Source organism: Natrinema soli (assembly GCF_028618695.1).
In genome coordinates, this window is sequence record NZ_JAQIVI010000120.1 from 1 (window position 1) to 19,912 (window position 19,912).

A 19,912-nucleotide genomic window follows, 5' to 3' on the forward strand; every position below is an offset into this window, starting at 1 on the left:
ACACAGCGACCGCACCAGTCACTCAACAAACAACCGCCAGCGGAGGTGCTAAACTAGACAGTGCCTCAGTATCGCAGTCATACCACATAGCGAGAAGTTGTATATCCTTCTGAGCATAATCGTAGTTGCGCTCAAGAACCCTCGCATCCAGTGGATCGGCTTTAAACGGACTCATTAGCGATTAGTTTGGTATCATGTGCCATAAAACATAGGTATTACAGCGTAAGTGAGTCTAGTAAACTGTCTTCTCCTGCATCCTGAACAGAGATTGGCGTTCCGTTCAGTCCTCAAGTGTAGTGGCTGTATAGTTCTCCTATATTCCGTGAAAAGAACGTCATACGGATCATTCTATAACCCCTCTCAATCAAGGATAGTGTCGAGGTGGTAAACCTCTCTATGACGGTCTGTGGGACAAGGGAAGACGTTTTTTCGTCGGGCCACTACACACGGCCATGCCTTTTGGGACGAGCTGGCAGACACTCTTGGATGAATGCGATGCTCTTGGAGAGGACGCTACACTTACAACACCGCTCACTGAGAAGCAGTTTCGTATTACCAGTGCTCAAGAGTCTCGTATCGTGATCAAGTTCGCCGATACCGGCGACTCGCAGCCGTTGCAACGTGACCAATTCGAGACCTTAGCCGGCCGAATCAACGACTCTGGGGGCACATTCGACCTCCAACGGCTCCCCCTGGACGCGGAACCGTACGCGGCAGTGCTGAATCTTCACCCTCGGTATGAGTACAACGACCGGGCGGGGACGCTCACTGAGACCGACGAGCCAACAACCTCGCAACTCATCACGGGTGTCTCTCCCTCCCCTGACGAGCAGGATCAAGACCGGACGGAACCGGATCTTGACGTCTACGCCGATATGCTGCTCTTGATCGACGCTCTCGAGCGGCATAATCCAGCGGTACTCGACGAGTGGGAGACGCCAGTGCTCATCAATCTCTATACACTACTCTCGGATGTCCAACGGAATGCGGGCGACCTTCGAACAGAGGTCCGTGAAGTTCTTCTTGACCGGCTTCACCACGATAAGCCAGTATACGGCCAGTATGGGTCGGTCCAACGCACGACTCGACGCAACCGCTCGCTCAAAGCCGATGAGGAGGTGCTCCGTGTGTTCGAAGGCGCCGGCATCCCTCGCGAGCGGCTCATGTCCATTGATCGCGAGAAGGTTGATGAGGCGCTCGAGGTGACTGAACACTCAGAGTCGGCGGTGTATGAGATCGACGAACGCGAATACGTCCGCAAAGCTGAGGTTGACGAGGAAAGCAAGGAAAGCCGTCTCCAAGGATTGAAAGACCAACTGGCGTTGAGTGACGATCCAGAAGCCGAGGAGTTGCGTCAGGAAGTTGGGGAACTAGAACAGCGGATTGAGGACTTGACGGAGTTCAATCCTGGGACGTCAGTCGGAACGAGATCGTAATCTCCTTGCACGACTTCGACGATACTGCGCTCATACGATGCTCGCAGGAACTTCAGAGAACGATCTGTTCTGAGTGTATACTTATGATTCGCCGATCCATCCTCGTCGTATGGATCCAAAAATCTCGCTCGTGACGCTCGGTGTAGAAAGCATCGATGAGTCTATTCGATTTTATCGCGACGGACTGGAATTTCCGATGCAGGACCGTGATGAGGACAGTGACGTGGCCTTCTTCACACTTGAAGGAACGTGGCTCTCGCTCTATCCCAGAACCCTTCTCGCTGAGGATGCCACCGTGCCCGCCGGCAAGAACGACTTCTCGGGAGTTACTTTGGCCCACAATGTGACGAGCAAGGATAAAGTCGAGACGATACTCGACGAAGCAGAGGATGCCGGCGGCCGTATTGTCAAACCAGCTCAGGAGGTCTTCTGGGGCGGATATTCCGGGTACTTTGCCGATCCCGACGATCATCTTTGGGAGGTAGCGTATCCAGACCTCACTGAGGAGTAGGGTTCTCTCTTGGTCGTATGATGGAGAACCCGGAGCGTTCAATTCGCAGACACACTGAGCAGCTGATATGGTCTCTACTGGCTGAGAGCAATTTGAGCCCCGAGTAGGCACAGTGTGTCAATAGTCCGCTATTGTTAGACCAGACTTATCTTTCAACGTCTGATATGTGTCGTATGAGACGACGTAGCTACCTTGCCGGCCTTGGTGTGACTACGGCAACCGCCCTTGCTGGCTGTGCCTCAGATACCAACAGTGGAAACGGGAATGACGTGAGCCTTCCAGAACAACCCTCTATCACAGCTGAAGATACCAACCCTGACAGTGCATCAACTACCCTCGAGATACGATGGAACGCTACTGCGTTCGATACCTACAAAATCGATTCCGATACCGAGCAGTATTACGATTCACCAGACGGGGAGCAACAGTTGATCGTGCAGGTCGAGATAACGAACACGGGAGAGGAAACAACGGGCTTTGTTCCCGGTGAAATGCAAGTGCTGGCCGATGGAACTGAAGCAGAATGGGCCGTTCTCGTGGACGGAAGTAGGTTAGATGTCGATCTCGAGCCGGGAGAGAGCGTCAACGATTGGATGGCCTTCACAATCCCGGAGGATACGAATGAGGTCGTGATAACAATCCGAGATTATTCTGTCATCGAGCATGCGGCTGAGTTCACTCATGACGAGAGTATGGAGGTCGACGTTATCCCCTACTCCTCTTCGATCTCTTAGCGAAATCGGTCACTCGCTCTTTGAGGTCGCTTCCTGGAAGTACGCGATCAACTCGTGCTCACTGAACCGATCCGTCTCGCAGCACATCGACTTGTAGTCGAGTTTGGTCAGGATGTACTGCCGCCGATCCCACTCCTCGGTAATCTCGAATTCCCCGTCACGGCCGTATGAGTACTCGTACGCGTCGAAATTGTAGACGTGCTCCTTCACAACCCAGTACGTTCCTTCCATTGACTGGAAGTAGTCGTCGACGTCGAACTTGAACTCCTGTAACAGCTGCTGGGAAGGTTGTGCGTCACTCACTGGAATCACCTTGGCTCTGTTCTCCTGAAACGACGGAGTACTACCACGAGGACGAGATCGCCCGAATCGGCCTGTAATCCTCTACCGGCTTTCGAGTAGTGTGCCCTGTAAGCGGGTGTTAGTCTGCTTACAGGCTGTAAACAAGTCCCGTTCTTTAAGTGACCTTCACGAGCGACATACGGTGAAAACAAGATGTCCTACGCAACCTACATTCGAGCGAGTACCGATGAACAGACAGACGCCCACCAACGGGAGAGTATCGACGAGTGGCTTCGCGAGCATGACGCCGACCTTGAGGACGTCGATCGCTACGCCGACCTCGGAGAGTCCGGAGCGAGTGACGATCGCGAGCAGTTCACCGAGCTGCTCGAGGCGCTCGAGGCTGGCGACTACACGCACGTCGTGTGTTGGGAGATTAGTCGACTCTCTCGAAAGGGCGCGACACTGCAGGAGTTTTTTGACCTCTGCGAGGACACCGAGACGACCGTCGTGATCACGGACGGCGCTGTCGAGAAGGTCACTCCCGACGGCACCGGCCGGTTCGTTGCTGATATCATCGGGATGGTCTACCAACAGGAACGCCGGACGCTCATCCGGTGCATAGAGGCCGGACAGCGTCGTGCACAATGCGAAGGGAAATGGTTGGGACAAGTCCCTGCAGGCTTCAAGCGCGACGGTGACGGCTATCTGCAGCCGATTATTGACCCAGATCACGACGCTGGCGAGACGGGCTATCTTGAAATTCGAGACGCACTCAAGCGGATCGACGATCGTGAATCGTACCGATCTGTCGCTGAAGGCCTACCGATCGCACGTCAGTCTCTCTCAAATATCGATCAAGACGACGAGCGTCGTCAGTGGTATCTTGAGGCTGAAGCGAGTGACGACGCTGTTCACGATGCACTCGAGACTGTCAGATCGGAACCGGCCGACTAATGCCGAGCAGCACGATCTATCGATCGGCCTGAACCGACACCTGCCGATCCTATACTTTATTCGTTTCTGTTGGAATAGGAAGAGATGATGAGAGGGACACTTTTTGGCCGAAATAGAGCTGAATGGTTCTTGGTTTTAGAAGCGATGTATGACCTGCAGATCACATTAAATCCCGATAATTTATTTGGTGATGATCAATACACTAATGCTGAATTCATAGATCAAGCTCCGGAAGAGGACGAAGAAACCGGGACGCTTGACGGGTTGCTCGAAACGCTCGACTAACGCTCCCGCTGTTCCAACTCCTTCTCCACTTCTTCGCTGATGATCGTCCGGAGGTCATCACCGAGTCCGCGACGGACGACGTCTTTCAGAGTCTCGAGTTCGTCCTCAAGGCTACTCACATGGTTCTCGAGTCGCTCTATATCATCATACGTCGGGAACGAGCGCCAATGGCTCGAGTCCAGGAACTCCTGACCAAGCGAGGTAATGGAATAGACGTTCGCCGGGATCGTTCCTTCCCCATCGATCTCTCCGACGACCTCCACTAGCCCAAGATCAACGAGTGTCTGCATGTGGTAGCTCATACTCCCCGACGGGATCCCTGCTTCACGGCGGAGCTCCGTCGTCGAACGTTCGTCACTATCCGATCGACTCAGAGCCGTGAGCAACGCTCCACGATCCTCAGTGATCTGCTCAGAAATCTCGTCGAATTTGCCCGAACTCTCGGAACTCATACATTGACCACACCCTATAGATAATTTCCATCTACTTAGTGATTATCCCGATATTATCCAGCTCCCCCAGAAACGCCGACCAATAAGGAACCAGTCAAACCACAGGGGCCTCAAGCCAGCCGGGCAAAGAATCATAGATATATCAGTATCTAGAGCAATTCGGCGAGAGGGTTAGCCAAGCAGCAGAATCCGACACGAGTGGAACTAATCATGTCACGACCACAGCAGAGGAGGGCACCCAAATAGATCTCAATAGAGAGGGAGGACGAGATGACGTGACCAGGGACACCCCAGCGGGCGCACAGAGTCAGAGGAAACTCGAGTGGGTTAGCAGTGGAACAGTCCACCAGAGATCGATGGCGAGGAAGACAGCCAGAATGAGAACGGAGGACAGTCCAGTAATGCAACCAGCGAGTTCAGAAAAGCCGACGACAGTCCTCTTCTGTCAGAACAGGCCGACAAGGTCTTGTTGAAATTCCATTCTTCAGATGTGATTTGCCTGAAATAGGTGTTACGTAGAGATGCCTGCGTAACATGAACCGGCTTAGAATCTTAAACAACTGGAAAAGTAATCTCCAAACCATTTCGATCAACCCGAACCAGATATTTATCGAAAGTGAAAATAACGGTGACAGGACTGTCATTAGCTACGAGCTCGTTAAGAGATATAGGATTAATATATTCATATAGGTTTATTGATAGGTCACATGGTTTTTCATTTTCAAAGGCAGATACGCATTCTAGTACCGCAATACTTGGGTCGATAGTTGACCAATCGTATTCGACACTGGCTGCCTCTCGCCCACTATCACTATCTACCATGCCATATGATAGCATGAATCATACTATAACATTTTTGTATATCTGTAAGAGATGTTTGACTGCCTGATCTGTACTGAATGATGTGTGATTCATCTGTACTTATCGCTGAGGGTGCCAAACTTGTCACCAGTTGTGGGTTCCAACAGAGCCGCCGACAAAGACGCAAAGCGTCAGTGTGGGGGTACCAGTCAGCGCTATCGGCATCTGGGGTGCCGACGTGAGCGACACAGGTCAATTCACCTCACCTTGATGCACTGCTGGGGCGCCAGCAGTACCACGCACGACTAGGCTGCCGGTGTGACAGCAGTATCTGGGTGCTACTGTGACCGCACTAGTTGGGTGCCGTCTTGTGCGAAGCACTGCAGCTCCAGTAACAGCAGATCACGTGGACTCGAGTTCAAGAGTGAACTCGACAACAGTAGGAGACTGAGGGTCGCATAGAAGGATCCGCATGACGTTCTTTTCACCCAATCTGGAGAGAACTATCCGTTCACTACACGTGCAAAGTAAACGGACAACTTGCTTTCTCCTCCTTTTATTATACTATAAGGAAATAACGAGGTATGGATCGGGCCGTCCGCCGTCGTCTTGATGTACTCATCGCACTTATGACGGGCCTATTGGGGATTGTTCTTACAGTTATATACTTTAGCGAACGAGTGGGGATATTCACCCTTATGATCTCATTTTTCGTTGCAGTGGTCATCGGGCTGCTGGCATCATGGTATGTAGAAGGATGATCCGCCTCAGCCACTGACTCTAATTACGAGAGATTTGCCTACTCTCGTTAAATGGTTCACCTTACTGAGAATACCGAAGCGGTAAGTCCTTCACCTGTACTTACCGTTTGTCGGGGAGTCACAGAGAGGGTATGAGGAACTTTTCTATGACACCTGGAAGGAGACTGTCAATTCTCCGTTTCAGTGGGAACTTCCACGAGCGACATAGCACTGCGCCGGCCAACACGAAACAGAGGGGACTGTCAACCCTAGCGATCAGCACGCCCTGGACTCCGGCAGGTTCCAGCCGAGTTGACTGTCAGTCATAGCGAGCCGTCTATCCGACCGTCTCTCGAGTTGGTGTTTGTTTTCGGATCCGCAAGAAACTCGCGTGGTCGAGTGGATCTGTACGCTACAAGAGTGCCGCCCCGACACTCTCCCTATTGCTACCTCTACGGACGCATCTACTCCAATCGGACCTACTCCACAGCAACCTACTCCCTCCGCTGTGGGTAGCAACAGGAATATACGCCAAATATTTAGCACATGCCAGCATCGACGCGCCATCTGGGCACCACCGTGCACTAGTTGGGTGCCATCTTGTGCGAAACACCGCGGTTCCAGTAACAGCAGATCACGTGGGCTCAAGTTCAAGAGTGAACTCGACAGCAGTAAGGAACTGCCAATTGCGAGCACCAGTTCAGTGGGACCATCCACGAGCAACACGGCGCCATGTGCGTCGGCCAATACGTGACAGGCGGACTGTCAGTCCTGGCGACCAGCGTATCACTGAACTCGCTGGCACTGATAAACGTCGGCGACGACCTCCAGCAGTTCTCCGCGTATTTTGCTATGATCCTCGACGACGACCTCTCCGACATCCACGAGACCGTCAAGAAGGCAGCTAAACTCTTCCAGTCCGGCGGCGGCGTCGGCTACGGCTTCTGGCAGCTCCGACCCTACGGCGACTCGGTCGACTCAACCGGGGGCATCGCGTCGGGCCCGATCACTTTCATGCGGACCTACGACCAGCTCTGCGAGATCATCGCGCAGGGCGGGACCCGTCGCGGTGCCCAGATGGTCACCTCATAGAAATCTTCCTGAATAACGGCCGATCCTCACGTTCCCCGGCTCTGATCCACTGGATAGCTGATGGTTTCCCTGTCCGATTTTCGTGAGGAGGCGCTGATCGACTCGGTATCTTCGACAGCGCCGGGATCATCCGGCACCACGTCGACGCCGAGCCCGGCCTCGACGAGAGCCAGATCGATATCATCCTCTCGGACCTCGTCTGAATCTTCGAGATCCGGGTGACTATCCGCGAGCATCATCGCCGCGATCGTCTCGCGAAACGCACGATCCTCCCTCGAGAGCACACCGCGCCGACTCGAAAGTTCCTCGACTGCCTCGTCGAACCAGACCACCGCGCCGGGACCCCTCATTCACATCCTCCGTCCGTTGCCGCTGCCTTGCGACCAGCCTCGAGCATTTCGAATTGGTCGTCAACGTTCGCGAGGTCATCGGGCTTGCCATTGCCCAGATCGAGCGTCTCGATCACGGTCTCAATCTCCTCATCGGTCACTCTCTCGACCGCCTCGTCAGATATTGTGTCCGTCTCGTCGATCTCGTCAGGGTATCGCGCCCGTGCGACCTTGTTTTGAACGACGGTCTCGAGAGCGGGCTCGGGGATCTTGTCGACAGCCTCGAGGTCCTCGAGCGCCTGGTCGATCCAGTCTTGATCGCTCTACACCCTTGAGAAAGACGGCCTCGTCAAAATCGAGGTGGTCAAGGTTGTTGCTGACACGACGAGCGATCATTTACAATACCTTCGAGTACACGTCGTTCAACTCATCCCACCAGTCTTTTAGATTAGATAGCATATTCTGCATCGTCGTGTACGACAGGACTCGTCGGTGTTGCGGAGTTCGTACAGATCGAGATTGTGTAGACAGGTATCGATGTGCCGTTCTGACTCGGCTTGGACGGTCTCGTCAGGTTTGATGCGATACCTGTAGTAATGCAACCATCAAACGGCACTGATTTTGGCCAGCAGTGAGCGGCGAAATCACAGTTACCATTCCCGGTTGTTTCGACCAAACTGAAGAGGAGAACGGTGAGTTCGACACGGAATCCATTACTATCTGGAACAGCTACTTCGACCAGTATCACTTGCTACTTACATAGACATGGACCTATTCACATTCCTTGGCGTCGATGTGCTGTTGTTTCTCGTAATCGGTGTCCTCGCCGGTGCACACTGTATCGGAATGTGTGGGCCGCTCGTCACCGTTTATGCGAGTCAGATGAAGAGCGGCACATCAGATAGCGGTCGGGAGAGTCATCTTACAACCTACGAGGTACGCCAGCATGCATTGTTCAACATCGGACGAGCGGCGAGTTATACGCTTCTCGGTGCGGTGTTCGGTGCACTCGGCAGTACGTTGTTCGTGACGACTGCCTCGCTTTTATCTGTCGTCGAGTTCGTCCGTGGCGGAATCGGTCTCATTATCGGTGGCCTCGTCATGGTTGTCGGGGTATATTACTTACTGGGGCGAACAACTGGTAGTATTCACTTACCGGGCCTTGATCGGATATCTGGCTGGCTTGCGGCACGCGTTGATCGTCTTGCGAACGGCCCTGGTATCGTCGGACTTGGTGCAGTTCACGGACTGTTACCATGCCCGATCCTCTACCCAGCGTTTCTGTATGCGTTTGCGATCGGTTCACCTGCCGGTGGGGCAGTAGCTCTCGGTGCACTTGGACTCGGTACAATTCCTGCTGTCTTCGCGTATGGAACCGTCATCGACGCCGTTGATGTGGTTCATCGACAACGAGTGCATCGATTGCTTGGGGTTGCGTTCGTCGCCCTCGGCTACATCCTGCTTGCACATGGATTAATGAGCCTAGGGATTCACCTACCCCACCCTAGATTACCGTTCTATGATGGATTAGAAGTGACAAATAATGCCAACTAGTACCACACAATGAGTGATAATAGCACGACTGAAACCGGCTGTACGCTCTGTGATCTTCCCGTAGAGGGAAGTGATATCGTCGACGATGGGGACCCGTTTTGTTGTATCGGTTGTCGCGATGTCTACAATATGCTCGGCGATGTCGACGATATCGAGGCAGAAGATGTCCGCCGTTCTCGAGACGAATCAGAGTCTAATCGGGAGGTTCCACCGGATCACGAAGCAACGTTTCTGGAAGTTGATGGAATGCACTGTGCAACCTGTGAGGCATTCATCGAATCCACTGCAACTGCAGTTGAAGGTGTCAGTGACGTGAACTCGAGCTATGTGACGGACACGGTTCGGATCGATCACGATCCAGATCGTCTCTCAGAGGCCGATCTTCGAGATACGATCAGTGGTCTCGGATACAGCGCTTACTCACGCGATGATGTATTTAGCCGCCGGAGAGCGAACAATTGGGAGATGGGTCGAGTTGCAGTCGGTGTTCTCATGGGGATGTCAGTGATGCTTCAGTACCTTGTCATCATCTATCCAACGTATTTCGGCGGACTATTTTACGGTGAGCGGGTCACGGAGTTCTTCGAAGCCACACTCGCGAGCCCCCTTGCCACGCCTTTCTACGTTGTCATCGCGGCGCTCACGACAATCATCCTGGCCGTGACTGGAAAGCCGATCCTCCAGGGAGCGTACGTCAGTATTCGGACACGGTCTCCGAATATGGATCTACTCGTCGCGATCGCAGCCGTGAGTGCGTACCTCTACAGTACGCTTTCGATCGTACTGGGGGGCGCGCATATCTACTACGATGTGACTGTTGCTATTATTGTCATCGTCACGGTCGGCAACTATTATGAATCGTCGATCAAGCAACAAGCGACCGATCGTCTCTCCGATTTGACGGCTATTCAGGTCAATGAGGCCCGCCGCGTTGGCGGAAACGGCGAGTACGAAGATATCGCAGTCGAAGAGCTCGAGGTCGATGATCACGTACTAGTACGGTCTGGAGAGCGAATCCCCATCGATGGTGAGGTAGTCGATGGCGATGCAGCCGTCGACGAAGCAGTTGTCACTGGTGAGTCTCTTCCTGTACGGAAGCGTATTGGGGATACCGTAGTTGGCGGCTCGATGGTGACCAATGGTGCGGTGACCATCCACGTCGGAGAAGATGCTACGAACAGTCTTGATCGGATTGCTGAACTTGTCTGGGACCTCCAGAGTGGCTCTCACGGTATTCAGAAGCTCGCAGACAAATTAGCGACGATCTTCGTGCCGGTTGTTCTCGTCCTCGCAGTTATCGTCACCGGTGTGTATCTCCTGCTCGGTAACGGGGCCTCCGCCCTTCTCGTCGGTCTCACAGTGTTGATCGTTTCCTGTCCATGTGCGCTCGGACTGGCGACACCGCTCGCAGTCGCTGCGGGGATCCGCGACGCGTTGGAACGCTCGATTGTCGTCTTTGACGATACCGTGTTTGAGCGGATCCGTGATGCGGACACCATTGTCTTCGACAAGACAGGTACATTGACAACGGGCGAGATGACCGTCATCGACACCACTCTAGAGGCAGCCCTACTTGAGAAGGCGGCGCTCCTTGAGGAGCGGTCATCACATCCGGTTGGGCGAGCAATTGCCGCCGAACAGCCGGTGCCTGACGGTGGTACAGCTGAATCCGCCTCGGACACTAGTTCGATAGATGATCGCGTCGAATCTTTCGATAGTCATCGAACCGGTGTTACAGGTATCGTAGACGGAGACGAAATCATCGTTGGCCATCCAGATCTGTTCCGCGACCATGGGTGGGAGGTTCCTGCGGTAGTCGCCGAGCGTATTGACGGCAGCCGCGAAACAGGCCGGGTTCCAGTCGCTGTCGGACGCGACGGAACCACCGAGGGCGTTGTCGTCGTTGGTGACGAACTACGAGCGAACTGGGACGAGACGTTGACCGCGATTTCGGATAACGAACGGGAGGTCATTGTCCTCACTGGAGACGATGCTCGAGCGGCAGAGAGCTTTCGTGAACATCGTGTTGTTGACGAAGTGTTTGCGGGTGTTCCCCCTGAAGGAAAAGCAGCGACTGTCGAACAATTCAACGAGACTGGGCGAACAGTGATGATCGGTGATGGTACCAACGACGCGCCGGCGTTAGCCGCAGCTGATCTCGGTATCGCGCTCGGTGGCGGTACCGCGATGGCCGCTGATGCCGCGGACGTCGCTCTTGTCGACGACGATCTCTCGTCTGTCGAAACCATCTTTGATCTCGCTCAGGCGACAAACCGACGCGTGAAAGGAAATATTGGGTGGGCGTTTTGCTACAACGCCATTGCAATTCCGCTGGCTGTGCTAGGCCTTCTAAATCCACTTTTCGCCGCACTTGCGATGGGTGCAAGTAGCTTATTGGTCGTTACGAATTCAACCCGAGCATTGCTGCCAGAGGACGCTCACTGAGACGGCCGTAAGTTCAAAGAGGATCACTGATTCGCCGGCGAGTTACCGACGCCGAACGCGAGCAGATAGAACTCGCGAAATTCGAGATCACTCGAGCGTGTGCAATGTGTGTTCCCGAAGAGGTGCGCGAGATAACGGGCGATTCCCCGCAGCTATCTCACTACTGTGTTTTCAGATTGATGTCGAAAAAGTCAACTGCATTATGACACAAGATGTGCTCATAGCCTTGTGGAAACGCTGCTTGTGTGTCGTCAATTAACTCAGTCTCCGTTATCGAACTTGGGTACGTTGGATAGTCGGTTCCAAACATGATTTGATCCGTGTATTCACGGAGCCGGTCTATCGGCATTTCGCCCTCACGGACACCGATCAAATCATGAACCTGATCCCCAACTGCGACGGCAGTATCGAATATGATGTTCTCGTACTGGTCAGCCAGATCGAGGAATGCGTCCGTTTCGAACAACCCCAGATGAGGCACACAAAGACGAAGAGAAGGAAATCGTTCAAGAACATCTTCTGTCGCAGCCGGCCCGACAAGGTCAGAATCACGATAGAACGGATGTGAAGAAGCATGGATAACGACGGGGAGCTCGCGCTCAACTGCAAGTTCGTATACTGGATCCAGTCGCTGATCCGATGGTGGAAATTCTTGGACGGGGCAGTGAAGTTTCACGCCGGCGAGACCGGCGGTCAGTCCGTCTCTAATCACGCATTCGGGGTCATTATCGTCTGCATGGACAGTAGCAAGTCCGACGACATGATCAAGCGGTTCGATCGTTTCAGCAACCATGTTGTTCATTGAACGCGCAACGTCGGGTTTGTGGGCATATGGAAAGCAAACGGCTCCGTCACGAGCGGCTAAGTAGTCACAGATGTCCCCACTCGTAACAGATGGGAGTGTCCACGAAACTTCCTGTTGAAACCACTCATGGATGGCTGCAAGGATCCGATCAGGAAGGAGGTGAACATGTGCATCAACAATCGGAGATATTGCTTGCGGTGACCGATCACGCGACTGTGAATTAGATGATGGCATAACTCCGTCGTAGTGTAGATGCTGATAATTTAACCAGCTTTCCCTTATCAACCACTTTTAACATTTCCTCTTTAGAGGGTGATACTGCTACTATCGCCACCGACTCTCTACTCGGATCCGATACCGGAGCCCGACGACGTTCGTGTTCGCGATCGCCTGGATCACGTGGGGCGGGTGTTCGTCGCGTCCTGGATGTTTTGCTCACTCTTGATAAGATGGGTGACCGCCGCGTCGATCACGTCCGACCGCGGCGGGTCGTTCGGACCGTCGGCGACAACCTCCGCGGTCTCGTCGAGCAGTTGCTTGCGCTCGTCGCTCAGTCGCAACGTCGCTCGGTCGGTTCCCATATCAACTGAGGAAGAGCCGTTCAACAAAGCATCCTGATTCGAGTAGCAACTGCCGGAATTGTGGCGCACATCATTCGGAACGGTACATTCATGTGTTCGGGATAACGATGGTATCTCACACACCTGCTTGATGTGTCGTGATCAGCGGTTGATGTACCACAGTGGAGAGGTCATCCCAGAGATCTAATGATGGTGATAATTTTCTTGGAGAATGGCGAAGCAAAACGGTTCGACTCGTACCAGCCACTCGGCAACGGCGTAATTCGCTGCCGTCGTTCGGACCCTTCACCGCGCAGGAAGTTTCCCGAGACGACGGAGTACTACCGCGAGGATGAGATAGCTCGGATAGAGATCTGACCACTCTCATTTTTGGGCTGGAATCAGGGGCTTGAATGCCGGAGTTATGCGCAAACTCCGACACCACTCGGCACCAACCCCGCCGATCTGGTCCCTATCCATCGTTAATTGCACCGACTGAAGAAGAGGATTGTCAGAGTTATTAGGTAACCCCGACAGCGAATCCAGATACCAACACTATGTGAATCGAACCACGACAGAACACGAGTCAGTCGAGGAACCACGTCCGAAGGTATGGCTCACTGGCACCGACTATACAGGATTCCGTGATCACGCCGGCTACCGTGACGTCCTCGTGATTTCTAGGCTGTAAAACTCAAAGTGTCCTTGACCAACTGAGCGGGTAAGTTTATCGAGGAGGAACGCTTGGTCTAAGGGTTGATAATAATCCAAACCTTGAACACTGAAGAGGATAGTCAACCTGTATGTCAGCTGTAATCGATCGGAGAGCAGAAGCGTTCAAAGAACCGATTTATTTCGTCTTTCGCGTGACTGTAGGACTATTATTTATGCAGCATGGCGCTCAGAAGCTGTTTGGTCTCTTCGGTGGTGTTGATGGTAGTGGTGGTACTGCACCGCTCGTCAGCATGTACGGGGCTGCTGGCGGCATTGAGTTCCTTGGCGGTTTCCTCATCGTCGTGGGGCTTTTGACACGGCTTGTTGCACTGATTATGGCTGGGCAGATGATTATTGCCCAACTCATTGCTCATCTTCCGGAGGGCCTGATCCCAATTCAGAACGGCGGAGAACTTAGTCTCCTCTATCTCGTAACATTCCTCCTCCTGAGTGTGTACGGTCCCGGCCGCTACAGCATCGAACGCCTTGTCTTCAATCGAGACTCGTTTAACACGAACACTACAGCCGGTGATTCATCGTAACGGATTTATTTAAATCCTATCTTTCATATATATTTTGACTAAAACAGCTGGTCAATGAGATATGCTTATTGACCTGATGACCGATTCCCTGGGAAAAACAGGCAGGTCTCACCAAATAGGATGAGTGCGAGAATCCCGGTAGGGACGACCCATATTCCGCCAATATCCAATATGTCCAGTAGAACCCCGGCGGCTACTCCAGCGATTAAGAACAGAAGACGTGAACTGAGTGACTCGCGTTTGGAGGACTGCTCAGGCATTATCTATACCATGTTGTTCGGAGGTTTAAAAACTATGTCAGATTGAATTTTGGCACCAATCCTCGCTATACTTCCTTTCTTGACCACTCAGAGTGATCGGTCAATATTGTGAATAAGACAAACCATAGTGACTTCACGGAACTGCTTCCACCACCGTCGAAATCGAACAAACGTACCGTACTTTCGCTTGAGCGTTGAGTTGACTGTCTCAGATTGACTCCATTGGCCGTAGAGATTAGTGTTCAATCGGGCATTCCATGCTTTGTGAAGTGACGTGAACTCACGATGTTTAATTAGTGGACGAACCTCGCGGAATTACAGGACAAACGTGTAACTCTCTGAGGATTTTAACAGAGCCACCCACACCGTATCTACGAGCGTTCCAGCTCCACCGTGAATCTTCCGAAGACCGGGAGAAGAATTCCTCAAAACCATCCTTGAAACCGCGCTCTAACTCACTAACAATCTACGCCACAAGAGCGAAGACGATATTTCACGTACCCGCTACATTCAAGTGACCACTATATCAACCATTAAACATGGCATCAAATACTAGGATCAATCTGGTGGTCTAAGAGATGCGAATCGAACTGGCAGTGGATGCGATTACGGATTCGGCCTACGATACGTCCGCTCATCACAAGATTCGCGGCCGGATTTGGCGTGCCCTCGAAAAAAATGAAGAGCACGCCAATCTCCATGACACAGACCATGGGATTGGGTTCTCATTCTCGAATATCTTTCCTTGGGGGGCGATTAAAGAGGGAGACCGACGGTACATCCGAATTTCCTCGCCCCGTAGAGAGATCTTGGATGAGCTTATTGTACACTTTGGTCGAAACCGCGAGTTCGACGTTGGCCAAATGCGTTTCGAGGTCGCGGATATTACTGGCCACGCGCCCCAAGTGGGCGAAGCAGGCTCAACCGGTCGCATCGATACCGGAACAGGAGTATTCTGTGCGATCAACCGGCGTCTGGCCAAGGAGCATGGTCTCGATACCTCAAAGATAGATGCCGGCGAGTCAGAGACTAAGCTTTTCTGGCGGCCAGAACATGGAATGGAAGCTCTCCAAGCAACGATACGTCGGTCACTTCAACGAACTCACGAACAGTTCGGAGAGGAGTATTACGACGGCCCAACCGAGGTCAATGAACCCCTGTTTAATCAGATTGAGCCAATCAAGGACGATGTTACCTACTCAATCCGGTTCCAACCGGCCACGGCTGTCAACCGAACAGTTATCCTCTCGAAGTGGCGGTTAGGCTATCGGGTTCGGAATGACACCCATCGATACCACCTGAACTTGGCGCTGGATTCAGGTATCGGCCAGCGCCGCGAACATGGGTTCGGGTTTCTCAACCTCCGTGAACAGAACCCACCGCGGGCCAACGTCAAATGAGCGATGGACCAACCCATAAGGATTTCCAGAACGCTCTGGATAAACACTGGCATGACCGTCCACCGGCAAGTCTGGAGGATGTCATGGCCCTGTATGGGGTCCTAGCCGTCGCCGAAAGCGGTGGTGGCCTCTACACAACGCCCAGTAAGCTTCAACCGTTCGTGGATGACGGCCGTTTAGTAACGGTTTCGTTGGATCTGACAGGCGACTCACCCAAAATAGTCAGTTTAGACCAGGACGATCTCCGTGATGAGGATGTCCCGCAGCTTGGCTACTCGCACAAATCCTCGGGTCGAGGGGCTAAGTACAGTCTGACTCAGATCGGATCGAAGAACGGGAACGATGCTGAGGGAGTGAGTAGCACGCTCCTTGGCCGAATCCGCTCATGGACCGGTCAAGATAGTGTCGAAAATTTCACTAGTGGGAATGGGAACCCAGACGGTTGGCTTATCGAGACACTTGGGGATGTCTTCGAGAAGGATTCAGAGACTCTCGAGTCTCTAAAGGTCAAGATTATCGAACTCTTGCCGGCAGATGAATCCATCCCCTACGTGATGACGGTTCGGTTAAAACTCAACCCCGTGAATCTGGAGTCGGTGGATGCGACTAATCAGGAGTGGTTCTATCCTGCTGAGGTTGGCATTCTCGAAGAGGCCATGAAGCGATATGCAACCGCCAACGCCGCAAACAAAAATATTGACAAGGGGGCCTCGGAGGGTCAAGGGATTGGCGTAGTTTCCGGAGAAAAAGGTCGTGTCGTCGGAACGCCAGAAAGTCCGCTTGGTGTCTTTTCGGTAAAACATCCTGACGCCCAGCCGGACCTACGGAAGACCGAGTCCTGGCGGAACTACCCCGTTAGTGACGACGTGGCCATGCTGTTCGCCAAAGGCCAAGATCTGATCGACCGATGTATCTATCGAAACGGTGGGATGGAGACGTATGCCCTCCCCTACTTCGCCGGTGAGATGACGGGGAAAAAGGCCGATGCACTCTATCTAGCCATCGATTCCGTCGATGGAGACCGTCAGATCGGGGAATCGGCTGACCCACCAATGGCACAGGTCACGTTCAATCTCACGGAGAATGATGATGAGACCATCCGAGAGCTGGCTGAGCAAGAGCTCCGATTCTATACGGTTACGATGCCAACCAGTGATGATAAGAATATTATCGCGGAAGAGCCGACTGCGTCAATTTACTGGCCAAACAAATTAGCAGATTCTCTTCGGCAGACGATCGAAGGACCGACGCTGAATCCGGCCAGGGGAGGGTTCGAACAATTCAATAACTGGCCGTTACTGAAACTCGACACAGATACAACGCGAGCAAGCCGACGCCGATTGGCGTTCATGCGTATTACGAACCACGAGTTTACGGACGCAGTGTTCGCCTACCGTGACGAGGAAGACGATGATTTTCGCCGTATTATCGACCACCGGCTTCTCTCAGGAGCGCCAGTAGACGCAAAGACACTGTTCGAGGAATATCTCCAGCGCTACGACGATGCCTCAGAGGACGGTGACATCCCGCCACAGCAGATTGTCGCCCAGCAGCTCGTCCACTTAGAGACGCTCTCACGGGCAGGATTACTGGACGGAATCGATACTTCAATTGAGCCAACAGAAACTACGATGACAACGGAGACTACAATCGACACAAGTAACATCGCAACGATCCGTGAACAGCGTCTCGACGGGTTCCTCGATCGTCCACTGTTCGACGATACGACGCGGAAGGCAGCAGCCTTGGCAGGCGTTCTTGTCGGTCAAATCAGTTGGCACCAAGATTCAGTTCGCGGTGTTGGACGCCCGCTTGATTCTGGTATGAAGGGCGATCAACTCACAAAAAACGGTCTAGAGAACGTACTGACCGCAGCACTCGAGAAGGCCAAAGTCTATGCACAGGATTCAGACCGGTCGTTCGATCGAGACCTGCTCTTTCCTGAAACTGTTGACCGACTTCTGGATGAAACCGAGGTAATTCCCACTAACTGGGAGATTGATAAGCGCGAACTCCAGTTTTGCTACGTACTGGGACACGCCCATGGCCGGCGATCGATGCCGGTTGCATTCCAGATGTACGACGGCGACGAGGCAGAGAGTTCCGAGGCTGTTTCTACGGAAAACACTTCGAACTAACAACTATCCATCAACCCACACCAATGACGACACCAAACCGCTCCGAGCTGCTGTTCGTGTACGACGCGCAAGATTGCAATCCTAACGGTAACCCTATTGGCAATAACCGGCCCCGGCGTGATCCCGATACCAATCAAGGTATCGTCACCGACGTTCGTCTCAAACGCTACCTTCGTGATCAGCTTCAGGACGATGGGTATGAGATCTATGTCAAAAAAGTCGACAGCGAGGCGAGAACACGTACAGTCCTGATCAAGGACGTCTTGGATATGGTCGGTGATGCCGAAGAGATCGAACAGGTGGAGGATCTTGGGACCGACTTTCTCCAGTCTGCGACTGATGTCCGCTACTTCGGGGCGACGCTCAGTTTCGAGGCTAGTGACGATAAAGAAGATGAAGCCTTCCGGACAGGTCTGAACAACGCCTTGCCGAACCACTACCAGGGGCCGGTCCAGTTCCTTCCCTCAAAATCGCTGAACGAGATTGAGGAGAACGAAGAGTACGACTCCTTAACGAGTGTTATCTCTACTGGAGACGAGAACCGACAAGGAGGCTTTGATCTGGATGATAAGAGAATCAAATACGGTATTTTCCCGTTCTGGGGTCTGGTCGATAACAATGGTGCCGAGTCAACCCAACTGAGTCAGGACGATGTTGAACGGCTTGACACGCTCTGTTGGCGTGCCCTAAAAAACCAGACAACTTCCCGATCGAAGCTAGGCCAGGAACCCCGGCTGTACCTCCGCGTCGAGTACGAGGAAGGAAACTATCATGTAGGTGGCCTTCACGATATGCTTGAGCTCGGCGAGGAGAGTGCCGAGTCGCTCCGTTCAGTAAGCGATGTTGTCGTCGATGCGTCGAATCTGGTAGATACACTAAACCACGTTAGTGATCGGATCAAAATGATCCACATGGTTGGTGATGACCGTCTCACCGTCGAGATCGAGGGCGAGACAATCCAAGGTGATGCAGTTGCTGATTATCTCGAGTCAGAAGGTCATGACGTCCACCGTATCGACGTACTCGAAGAGCGAGACCTGGCAGCTTGAAAACAGGGTTGAGTCAATAGATGTCACCACATATTGATGCCGACGGCGTTCCGGATCACTGCCTGTCATTCACCGTCAGGTCTACTTGGGGTCATTTCAAGCGCGTTGGCAGAAGTGTTACCAAGCAAACTTATCGGCTGCCACCACGGACGACCGTCGCCGGTATGCTGGCAGCCATTGTTGGTGCCGAACGGAATTCGTATTACGATATATTCGGAGCCAACAATTCCGCCATCGCGATCACACCGTTATCTGATCTTCGAACAGTCAACATTCCGACCGTCGGATTAGGAACAGACCCAAAACAGGACATCACAACGAATGTCGGGAACTACTACAGTGATTACACCCTAACGTATCAGGATACGACGAAAGCCCGGCAGCTCCATGCGTATGAGGTTCTGGCTGATCCAGCCTACCGAATCGATGTCGCACTGGAGGACGAAACATTCTACAGCGACCTCCAAGAGCACCTCCAGGCAGGAACCTCCGTGTACCCACCCAGTCTTGGAAAATCCGAGTATCTGGCGATAATCGAAGATGTTCAATCGGCGCGATCGCCGACCGAGGTCGACGATGATACTTTCATTGATGTTGATTCAATCGTTCCTGGATCACTCTCAGATACCGTTCCACAAGGCGGTGTCTCCTACAGTGTCGAGCGGTCCCCAGCAGTGATGGAACTGACTGGAGGAGGCCGCCGCACGACTCGGTTCGACGACTACGTCTACACTCAACAGGCGGATAACTCAGTTCGCCTCAAAGCTGATGCAGATCCTGTTGTGGTTTCCGTCGGCTCGCGAATGGTCGTGTTCCGCTAATCACA

At 53.0% G+C, this 19,912-nt stretch carries 18 protein-coding genes and 3 pseudogenes; 13 read left to right on the forward strand and 8 right to left on the reverse strand.

Annotation, left to right across the window (positions count from 1 at the left end; genetic code table 11):
* Positions 1 to 452 precede the first annotated feature (452 nt).
* The 3 genes from PGX04_RS07930 to PGX04_RS07940 all read left to right on the forward strand — a co-directional run bounded on the left by PGX04_RS07930 (position 453) and on the right by PGX04_RS07940 (position 2,681).
* Entirely contained in the window at positions 453 to 1,436 is a 984-nt protein-coding gene (locus tag PGX04_RS07930) for a DUF7983 family protein (RefSeq protein ID WP_273738003.1), read from the forward strand.
* 109 nt (positions 1,437 to 1,545) lie between these two features.
* Positions 1,546 to 1,947 (forward strand): VOC family protein, encoded by a 402-nt coding sequence (locus PGX04_RS07935; protein WP_273738004.1) that lies wholly within the window; start codon positions 1,546 to 1,548, stop codon positions 1,945 to 1,947.
* A 173-nt stretch (positions 1,948 to 2,120) separates the two neighbouring features.
* Complete coding sequence (locus PGX04_RS07940) at positions 2,121 to 2,681, forward strand: DUF4352 domain-containing protein (RefSeq protein WP_273738005.1); 561 nt, start codon at positions 2,121 to 2,123, stop codon at positions 2,679 to 2,681.
* A gap of 9 nt (positions 2,682 to 2,690) precedes the next feature.
* On the opposite strand, the gene PGX04_RS07945 is transcribed toward PGX04_RS07940, so the two are convergent.
* The gene (locus PGX04_RS07945; protein WP_273738006.1) at positions 2,691 to 2,984 is read right to left on the reverse strand and encodes a hypothetical protein; all 294 of its coding nucleotides are present in this window, start codon (positions 2,982 to 2,984) and stop codon (positions 2,691 to 2,693) included.
* Positions 2,985 to 3,176: 192 nt separating this feature from the next.
* Between PGX04_RS07945 and PGX04_RS07950 the strand changes: the two genes are divergently transcribed.
* Both PGX04_RS07950 and PGX04_RS07955 read left to right on the forward strand, forming a co-directional pair.
* The gene (locus PGX04_RS07950; RefSeq protein ID WP_273738007.1) at positions 3,177 to 3,920 is read left to right on the forward strand and encodes a recombinase family protein; all 744 of its coding nucleotides are present in this window, start codon (positions 3,177 to 3,179) and stop codon (positions 3,918 to 3,920) included.
* A gap of 87 nt (positions 3,921 to 4,007) precedes the next feature.
* A complete protein-coding gene (locus tag PGX04_RS07955) occupies positions 4,008 to 4,205 on the forward strand; it encodes a hypothetical protein (protein WP_273738008.1) in 198 nt (65 codons plus the stop codon).
* Here the strand turns inward: PGX04_RS07955 and PGX04_RS07960 are convergent.
* Together PGX04_RS07960 and PGX04_RS07965 are read right to left on the reverse strand one after the other, a co-directional pair.
* The gene (locus PGX04_RS07960) at positions 4,202 to 4,657 is read right to left on the reverse strand and encodes a winged helix-turn-helix domain-containing protein (RefSeq protein ID WP_273738009.1); all 456 of its coding nucleotides are present in this window, start codon (positions 4,655 to 4,657) and stop codon (positions 4,202 to 4,204) included. The genes PGX04_RS07955 and PGX04_RS07960 overlap by 4 nt on opposite strands.
* 552 nt (positions 4,658 to 5,209) lie before the next feature.
* Entirely contained in the window at positions 5,210 to 5,479 is a 270-nt protein-coding gene (locus PGX04_RS07965; protein ID WP_273738011.1) for a HalOD1 output domain-containing protein, read from the reverse strand.
* Positions 5,480 to 6,990: 1,511 nt separating this feature from the next.
* Here PGX04_RS07965 and PGX04_RS07970 point away from each other — a divergent pair.
* Positions 6,991 to 7,278: pseudogene (locus PGX04_RS07970) on the forward strand (hypothetical protein); the annotation flags it as partial.
* 38 nt (positions 7,279 to 7,316) lie between these two features.
* On the opposite strand, the gene PGX04_RS07975 reads toward PGX04_RS07970, so the two are convergent.
* Both PGX04_RS07975 and PGX04_RS07980 read right to left on the reverse strand, forming a co-directional pair.
* The gene (locus PGX04_RS07975) at positions 7,317 to 7,640 is read right to left on the reverse strand and encodes a hypothetical protein (RefSeq protein ID WP_273738012.1); all 324 of its coding nucleotides are present in this window, start codon (positions 7,638 to 7,640) and stop codon (positions 7,317 to 7,319) included.
* Complete coding sequence (locus tag PGX04_RS07980) at positions 7,637 to 7,780, reverse strand: hypothetical protein (protein ID WP_273738013.1); 144 nt, start codon at positions 7,778 to 7,780, stop codon at positions 7,637 to 7,639. Before PGX04_RS07980 ends, PGX04_RS07975 begins: the two co-directional genes overlap by 4 nt.
* Positions 7,781 to 8,384: 604 nt before the next feature.
* Here PGX04_RS07980 and PGX04_RS07985 point away from each other — a divergent pair.
* Both PGX04_RS07985 and PGX04_RS07990 read left to right on the forward strand, forming a co-directional pair.
* Positions 8,385 to 9,173 (forward strand): sulfite exporter TauE/SafE family protein, encoded by a 789-nt coding sequence (locus PGX04_RS07985; protein WP_273738014.1) that lies wholly within the window; start codon positions 8,385 to 8,387, stop codon positions 9,171 to 9,173.
* 9 nt (positions 9,174 to 9,182) lie between these two features.
* Positions 9,183 to 11,618 (forward strand): heavy metal translocating P-type ATPase, encoded by a 2,436-nt coding sequence (locus PGX04_RS07990; protein WP_273738015.1) that lies wholly within the window; start codon positions 9,183 to 9,185, stop codon positions 11,616 to 11,618.
* Positions 11,619 to 11,778: 160 nt separating this feature from the next.
* On the opposite strand, the gene PGX04_RS07995 is transcribed toward PGX04_RS07990, so the two are convergent.
* On the reverse strand, positions 11,779 to 12,657 hold the full coding sequence (locus PGX04_RS07995; RefSeq protein ID WP_273738016.1) for an amidohydrolase family protein: 879 nt from the start codon (positions 12,655 to 12,657) through the stop codon (positions 11,779 to 11,781).
* 90 nt (positions 12,658 to 12,747) lie between these two features.
* Positions 12,748 to 13,004 (reverse strand): annotated as a pseudogene (locus PGX04_RS08000) (DUF7386 family protein).
* A 782-nt stretch (positions 13,005 to 13,786) separates the two neighbouring features.
* On the opposite strand from PGX04_RS08000, the gene PGX04_RS08005 reads away from it, so the two are divergent.
* Entirely contained in the window at positions 13,787 to 14,239 is a 453-nt protein-coding gene (locus PGX04_RS08005; protein WP_273738018.1) for a DoxX family protein, read from the forward strand.
* A 347-nt stretch (positions 14,240 to 14,586) separates the two neighbouring features.
* Here the strand turns inward: PGX04_RS08005 and PGX04_RS08010 are convergent.
* A pseudogene (locus PGX04_RS08010) lies at positions 14,587 to 14,808 on the reverse strand (IS5/IS1182 family transposase); the annotation flags it as partial.
* A 269-nt stretch (positions 14,809 to 15,077) separates the two neighbouring features.
* Here PGX04_RS08010 and cas6 point away from each other — a divergent pair.
* From cas6 to cas5b, 4 genes are read left to right on the forward strand one after another with little or no spacing between them, the layout of a single operon-like run.
* Positions 15,078 to 15,899 carry a CRISPR-associated endoribonuclease Cas6 gene (gene cas6, locus PGX04_RS08015; RefSeq protein ID WP_273738019.1) on the forward strand — a complete coding sequence of 274 codons (822 nt, stop codon included), beginning with the start codon at positions 15,078 to 15,080 and terminating at the stop codon, positions 15,897 to 15,899.
* Complete coding sequence (gene cas8b / locus PGX04_RS08020; protein WP_273738020.1) at positions 15,896 to 18,037, forward strand: type I-B CRISPR-associated protein Cas8b/Csh1; 2,142 nt, start codon at positions 15,896 to 15,898, stop codon at positions 18,035 to 18,037. The genes cas6 and cas8b overlap by 4 nt, the downstream gene beginning before the upstream one ends.
* Positions 18,038 to 18,060: 23 nt before the next feature.
* Positions 18,061 to 19,086: a type I-B CRISPR-associated protein Cas7/Csh2 gene (gene cas7b, locus PGX04_RS08025; protein ID WP_273738021.1), complete on the forward strand. Its 1,026-nt coding sequence runs from the start codon at positions 18,061 to 18,063 to the stop codon at positions 19,084 to 19,086.
* Between the two features lie 20 nt (positions 19,087 to 19,106).
* Positions 19,107 to 19,907, forward strand: coding sequence for a type I-B CRISPR-associated protein Cas5b (gene cas5b / locus PGX04_RS08030; protein ID WP_273738022.1), 801 nt, complete (start codon positions 19,107 to 19,109; stop codon positions 19,905 to 19,907).
* Positions 19,908 to 19,912: the final 5 nt, after the last annotated feature.

Excerpts from the sequence above, each read along its gene's own strand:
- PGX04_RS07965 (WP_273738011.1), bottom strand. The coding sequence starts at position 5,479 with ATGGTAGATAGTGATAGTGGGCGAGAGGCAGCCAGTGTCGAATACGAT.
- PGX04_RS07990 (WP_273738015.1), top strand. The coding sequence starts at position 9,183 with ATGAGTGATAATAGCACGACTGAAACCGGCTGTACGCTCTGTGATCTT.
- cas8b (WP_273738020.1), top strand. The coding sequence starts at position 15,896 with ATGAGCGATGGACCAACCCATAAGGATTTCCAGAACGCTCTGGATAAA.
- PGX04_RS07940 (WP_273738005.1), top strand. The coding sequence starts at position 2,121 with ATGAGACGACGTAGCTACCTTGCCGGCCTTGGTGTGACTACGGCAACC.
- cas7b (WP_273738021.1), top strand. The coding sequence starts at position 18,061 with ATGACGACACCAAACCGCTCCGAGCTGCTGTTCGTGTACGACGCGCAA.
- PGX04_RS07975 (WP_273738012.1), bottom strand. The coding sequence starts at position 7,640 with ATGAGGGGTCCCGGCGCGGTGGTCTGGTTCGACGAGGCAGTCGAGGAA.
- cas5b (WP_273738022.1), top strand. The coding sequence starts at position 19,107 with ATGTCACCACATATTGATGCCGACGGCGTTCCGGATCACTGCCTGTCA.
- PGX04_RS08005 (WP_273738018.1), top strand. The coding sequence starts at position 13,787 with ATGTCAGCTGTAATCGATCGGAGAGCAGAAGCGTTCAAAGAACCGATT.
- PGX04_RS07950 (WP_273738007.1), top strand. The coding sequence starts at position 3,177 with ATGTCCTACGCAACCTACATTCGAGCGAGTACCGATGAACAGACAGAC.
- PGX04_RS07935 (WP_273738004.1), top strand. The coding sequence starts at position 1,546 with ATGGATCCAAAAATCTCGCTCGTGACGCTCGGTGTAGAAAGCATCGAT.
- PGX04_RS07985 (WP_273738014.1), top strand. The coding sequence starts at position 8,385 with ATGGACCTATTCACATTCCTTGGCGTCGATGTGCTGTTGTTTCTCGTA.
- PGX04_RS07930 (WP_273738003.1), top strand. The coding sequence starts at position 453 with ATGCCTTTTGGGACGAGCTGGCAGACACTCTTGGATGAATGCGATGCT.
- PGX04_RS07955 (WP_273738008.1), top strand. The coding sequence starts at position 4,008 with ATGAGAGGGACACTTTTTGGCCGAAATAGAGCTGAATGGTTCTTGGTT.
- PGX04_RS07995 (WP_273738016.1), bottom strand. The coding sequence starts at position 12,657 with ATGCCATCATCTAATTCACAGTCGCGTGATCGGTCACCGCAAGCAATA.
- PGX04_RS07960 (WP_273738009.1), bottom strand. The coding sequence starts at position 4,657 with ATGAGTTCCGAGAGTTCGGGCAAATTCGACGAGATTTCTGAGCAGATC.
- cas6 (WP_273738019.1), top strand. The coding sequence starts at position 15,078 with ATGCGAATCGAACTGGCAGTGGATGCGATTACGGATTCGGCCTACGAT.